This window comes from Staphylococcus sp. HMSC069D12, from assembly GCF_001810405.1.
Classification (GTDB): Bacteria; Bacillota; Bacilli; order Staphylococcales; family Staphylococcaceae; genus Staphylococcus; species Staphylococcus haemolyticus.
The window spans coordinates 305-540 of sequence record NZ_KV801133.1 but is presented as its reverse complement, the minus strand read 5'-3'; the positions used below and the strand labels follow the sequence as shown (position 1 = coordinate 540).

2 tRNA genes are annotated in these 236 nt (G+C 50.4%); both read right to left on the bottom strand.

The features are described 5' to 3' along the window. Nucleotides 1–45: 45 nt before the first annotated feature. A tRNA-His gene (locus tag HMPREF2737_RS11130) sits at nucleotides 46–118 on the bottom strand. Nucleotides 119–120: 2 nt separating this feature from the next. Next, a tRNA-Trp gene (locus HMPREF2737_RS11125) sits at nucleotides 121–194 on the bottom strand. Between the last annotated feature and the right edge of the window lie 42 nt (nucleotides 195–236).

Genomic DNA, 236 nt, shown 5'->3' with positions numbered 1-236 from the left:
GTCCGTTGCCTTACCGCTTGGCTATAGCCCATTAATAAAATTAAGGGCGGTTGAAGGGAATCGAACCCTCGAGTGTCGGAACCACAATCCGATGCGTTAACCACTTCGCCACAACCGCCATGGCAGGGACAGTAGGAATCGAACCCACATCAAAGGTTTTGGAGACCTCTATTCTACCGTTGAACTATGTCCCTAATTTAAGATGGTGGAGGGGGGCAGATTCGAACTGCCGAACC